This window comes from Hydrocoleum sp. CS-953 (assembly GCF_002260545.1).
Lineage (GTDB): Bacteria > Cyanobacteriota > Cyanobacteriia > Cyanobacteriales > Microcoleaceae > Trichodesmium.
In genome coordinates this window covers 1-5,410 of record NZ_LGSU01000912.1, presented here as the reverse complement: position 1 = coordinate 5,410, position 5,410 = coordinate 1, and the positions used below count along the sequence as shown (strand labels likewise).

At 38.5% G+C, this 5,410-nt stretch carries 2 protein-coding genes; both read right to left on the bottom strand.

From position 1 onward, the window contains the following. Positions 1 to 432: 432 nt before the first annotated feature. The gene (gene fusA, locus AFK68_RS12345) at positions 433 to 2,526 is read right to left on the bottom strand and encodes an elongation factor G (protein WP_094673072.1); all 2,094 of its coding nucleotides are present in this window, start codon (positions 2,524 to 2,526) and stop codon (positions 433 to 435) included. 904 nt (positions 2,527 to 3,430) lie between these two features. Further along, positions 3,431 to 4,675, bottom strand: coding sequence for an urea ABC transporter substrate-binding protein (gene urtA, locus AFK68_RS12340; protein ID WP_094672021.1), 1,245 nt, complete (start codon positions 4,673 to 4,675; stop codon positions 3,431 to 3,433). Positions 4,676 to 5,410: the final 735 nt, after the last annotated feature.

Below are 5,410 nucleotides of genomic sequence, written 5' to 3'. Positions count from 1 at the left end.
AGTCCTCAGGAGTCGTAGGGGCGTTTCATGTCGCGCAGCGAAACGGCCGTTAGCTTCGCATAACTATCGTTAACGCCCGTACAGTCCTCAGGAGGAATGGGAATTATAGAGGAGGCAGGAGGAAGAATAGTAAGAGTGATTTTTCTGCCATAATCTACCCAAAATGCTCACAATTTCTGCTTGATCAACCAAAAAGCTGGTACTTTTTCCAGACCTAAAATTGCTCAAACCTTTATTCGTCAATGCTTTGATATTTAATCAGCAAGCCCTATATAGTTTCATGCAACAAAGCCTTTCTCCAGTCAAAAATAAAAAAATACAGGGCATCAATACTTAAATTCTCCGCCCTGTATATGTTCAAATTAACCAAGCATTCAGCTTTTCCTACGAAAATAGCTGATAGCTGATAGCTGACTGCTCACTGCTGAATGCTTATTTAGCTTTAGCTTCTTGACGCTCTTTAGCTTCCTTAATTACCACTTCTGCAACATTACTAGGACAAGGTGCATAATGAGAAAACTCCATTGAGAACTGACCTCTACCAGAAGTCATAGTCCGCAAGTCACCAATATAGCCAAACATCTCACTCAATGGCACATCTGCTTTAATACGACTACCAGTTGCTGTCGAATCTTGAGACTTAATCATTCCCCGACGACGGTTAATATCTCCAATAACATCACCAACATGATCGTCAGGAGTAAACACATCAACCTTCATTATCGGTTCCAGCAACTGAGGAGCAGCTTTAGAAAAAGACTGACGATAAGCAGCTTTCGCAGCAATTTCAAAAGCGATCGCTGAGGAGTCAACCGGGTGGAAAGCACCATCAGTTAATGTGAACTTCATATCCACACAAGGATAACCAGCTAACATACCCTTTTCAAAGCTAAACTCAAAGCCCTTTTGTACAGCAGGCCAAAATTCTCTCGGAACATTTCCACCAGTCACCTTTGACTCGAACTGGAAACCTTCACCAGTTTCAGAAGGTTCCATCACATAATCAATCTTAGCAAATTGACCAGAACCACCAGACTGCTTCTTGTGAGTATAACTATCTTCAAGACGCTTAGTAATAGATTCACGATAAGCTACCTGTGGTTTACCAACTTCCACATCAACCCCATAAGTCCGCTTGAGAATATCAACTTTAATATCCAAATGTAATTCACCCATACCCTTGATGATGGTTTCGTTACTTTCAGCATCTGTCTCAACTCTGAAAGATGGGTCTTCCTGAACCATTTTACTCAATGCCAAACCCAGTTTTTCCACAGAACCTTTGTCCTTAGCTGCCACAGCAATAGAAATTACCGGGTCAGGGAACACCATCGGTTCCAAAGTAGCGGGTTGTTTGGGGTCGCAGAGAGTATGGCCAGTTTGCACATTCTTCATCCCCACAATAGCAACAATGTCCCCTGCTTGAGCAGATTCAATTTCTTCGCGGGAGTCGGCGTGCATTTCTACCAAACGTCCAACTCTCTCAGTTTTACCTGTAAAAGTATTGAGAATTGTGTCACCTTTAGACAAAGTACCGGAATAGATGCGAGTAAAGGTCAAAGCACCATATTTATCGTCCATAATTTTAAAGGCCAAAGCACGCAGAGGCTTTTCTGGATCAACATAGGCAAAGTTACCAGTCTCGTGACCTTCTAGGTCAATCTCAGGTTGTGGTTTTATTTCAGTGGGGTTAGGCAAGTAATCTACAACTGCATCAAGTACCAACTGGACGCCCTTATTTTTGAAAGATGAGCCACAGTAGGTGGGGAAGAAAGCCAGATCCTTAGTTCCCTTACGAATACAACGTTTCAGGGTGTCAACATCTGGTTCTTCTCCTTCCAGATATTTTTCCATTACATCATCGTCTTGCTCAATAGCAGTTTCAACCAACATTTCCCGATATTTCTCGACATCATCAGTCATATTCTCTGGAATGTCTTTAATCTCGTATTTGGTTGGGTCTCCAGAATCATCCCAAACCCAAGCCTTGCGGGTTAGTAGATCCACAACTCCCACAAATTCAGTTTCAATACCAATTGGTAATACCATTACTAATGGCTTGGCCGCGAGTATATCTTCAACCTGCTTGACAACTCTGTAGAAATCTGCTCCTGTCCGGTCAAGCTTATTTACATAGATAATCCGAGCAACTTTAGAATCATTAGCATAACGCCAGTTAGTTTCAGATTGGGGTTCTACACCACCAGAGCCACAGAATACACCTACACCACCATCAAGTACCTTGAGAGAACGATATACCTCGATGGTAAAGTCAACGTGGCCAGGGGTATCAATAATATTTAATTGGCAATCTTTCCAGAAACAGCTTGTAGCGGCAGACTGAATCGTAATGCCCCGCTCTTGCTCCTGTTCCATAAAGTCTGTTGTCGCGGCACCTTCGTGGACCTCACCGATTTTATGGATTTTTCCGGTTAGTTTCAATATTCTTTCTGTTGTGGTGGTTTTGCCCGCGTCAACGTGGGCGAAGATGCCGAAGTTGCGATATTTAGTGAGGTCTTTTTTCATGTTTAACTCTTTTGTCAGATGTTACAAATTGTACTCTTTTAGTATTACACATAGGGTATTTATTTGACCAAACAATAAGGTCAATAGCCTCGCCTTGGATCGGGGATGAAAAAGCGGTCGTTTCGGCGCTTGAGCCGACATGAAAAGCCGAGCTTCCCGTAGGGTGAGATGGGGAGGAGACTTCGCCATATCTAATCCGACCAAGAGAAAATCAACTTCAGTATTTCAAGTCTCTAAGTTTCAGCAAGTGGTACTGATAACTGATAACTGATAACTGATAGGCTGGCCCTTAGCTGAGGCTGGATTGTCCCAATAATGGTATGAAATCCTATTTTATTCCCTTAGTTATATTGCTGATTGTAAAGTATATTGACCAAAAATTAGCGTTGGGTGGGCAAAGATTTGACCATTCTATAGCTCTATGTGTAAGTCAAAAGTCAAAAGTAATCTATGACTTATATCAGTACCTCCCCTTGAAGTCGGAGGCTTGAAAATCTGGAATTTTCTTTTTTATGAGGACTTACGCAGAGGTACTATAGTTTATATATATAATATATATAGAGTTAAAAAACTATAACGTTATAGTTTTGAACGCTACATACATGGTCTTTCCGTAAGTCCTAACCTTGTACAGTAGATGGTGCAGCCAAGAGGAGGCTTGAAGCCGATACTATTTTGTTAACAAAAGCTAACAATGCACAATAAGATTAACTTATTGAGGGGGTATCTCCCAAAGTGATAGAAGGATGTTCTACCACGCTTTTAATAAAGATTCCGCGAGCGCCGTTTAAATCACGGTCAAGTCGAAATCCATTACTACCAAAAACAACTTTTTTGCCACCTAAATTATTAATAATTTCACCAGTCCAACTAACAGTTTTACTCCTGTAGGCTTATTTATTGGTCAATATTGACAAATTCTACCATTAGTCTCAGGTAATAACTCATTCCACGGTTCGGGTTGAATAGTTTCCGGTGTAGAAAAAATTATCTCAAATAAACCATCATTTCTCACTTCACCGATTCTAAAATATTTAGAAAGATGATGATTATTTTCCATTTTTACCTTTGCTTGAGGCGCATTAAAAGTTTGACCTAAAGCAGCTTGACTTACTTTTTCTAAATCATTCGCTGTACCTGCTTTTTCAACTGCTTGCTTCCATAAATAAACCATTATATAAGCAGCTTCCATTGGGTCATTAATAACTCGATTATTTCCATATTTTTCTTGGAATTTTTGGATAAATTTTTGGTTTTCTAGAGTATCAACAGTCATAAAATAATTCCAGGCTGCATAATGACCAATGAGATATTCTATGCCAATTTCTTTGACCTCAGCTTCACCAATACTTACAGACATAACGGGATATTTATTAGGTCTTAAACCAGCAGCACTTAATTCTCTAAAAAATGCTATATTACTATCACCATTTAGAGTATTGAATATCACGCCACCGTTGGGTAATTTGGCGATAATTTCTGCAATAATTTCTTTAAATTCTTTACGGCCTAGAGGAATATAATTTTCTCCTAATATTTCCCCTCCAAGATTAGATATTTTGGCTTGAATTATAGCATTGGCTGTCCGAGGAAAAACATAGTCAGAACCAATTAAAAAAAATTTTTGACCCTTATTTTCATACAACCATTTAACCGCAGGTTCAATCTGTTGATTTGGTGTTGCACCTGTGTAAAATACATTTTTAGAACATTCTTGACCTTCATATTGTACAGGATACCAAAGCAAATGGTTTTGTGACTCAAATACAGGTAAAACAGCTTTTCTACTAGCTGATGTCCAACAACCAAATACTGTTACTACTCGATCTTCTTTAATTAATTTAGTTGCTTTTTCAGCAAACATTGGCCAATCTGAAGCTCCATCTTCTATAATTGGTTCGATTATTTTTCCTAATACACCTCCTAATTTGTTAATTTCTTCAATTGCTAATAATTCGGCATCTACAACATTTTTTTCACTAATTGCCATTGTGCCTGTTAATGAATGTAATATACCGACTTTGATAATTTCTGGTTCATTTTTTGATGTTAAATTATTCTGATTCTGGCAAGCTTTGAGTAGTAAAGCTGAGGTTATACCTAGAGCGTTATTGATTAAAAATTTCCGTCTATTCAGTCGATTTAGCATTATCTTTTATCAAAAGATGATTTTTTTGATCGAGAAGAATTCAAAAAAGTTATAGCACTTTTATTATGAATGATGTACGGTATTTTTTCACACTAAGCATGAAAAAAGAAGGCGACAAAAATAGAATCTCGAACGCAGATGCTGAAAAATATCTGCTACAATTCATTTGAGACAGCTAGTTCTATTATTTCCCCTTTTTTTCAATATTTATTCCTTCTATCCTAGATAAATAAAGCCTTCTTCCTTCTTACCTCTTGCTTACTTATACTATTTTTTACAAACACTTATTAAATTAGTAAGTACCTAAGCAAAATTGTTTACCTATTCCGATTCTCTGTGTTATTTATAATTATAAAAATTAAGTTTGTATAGATGTTTCATTAATTGATAATTGATAATTACCTCTGGTTAAAACCATCAGATTGAAGATCAGGAAATATTATTTCTTTTCTTGGTCGATTGGATATGGCTCACTTCGGAGTGGCTCTGCACTCTTCGGGAGACCCGCTCCTACGGACCCGCTTTGCTTTATATGTTGCGAAGCAAAACGCCATCCCATCCTAGGTCATGCTCCGCATTCATGTCGGCTCAAGCGCCGAAACGACCGCTTTTTTCCCCTATCCAAGGGGCAGGGCTGTTTCAAAGCCTAAATGAGTTAACAATTTAAGGAGAACTAGAGATGTTTAGGATCAGAAAATAGAGAAATTAGCCATATCAGTGCCGATTTTTCAGCTT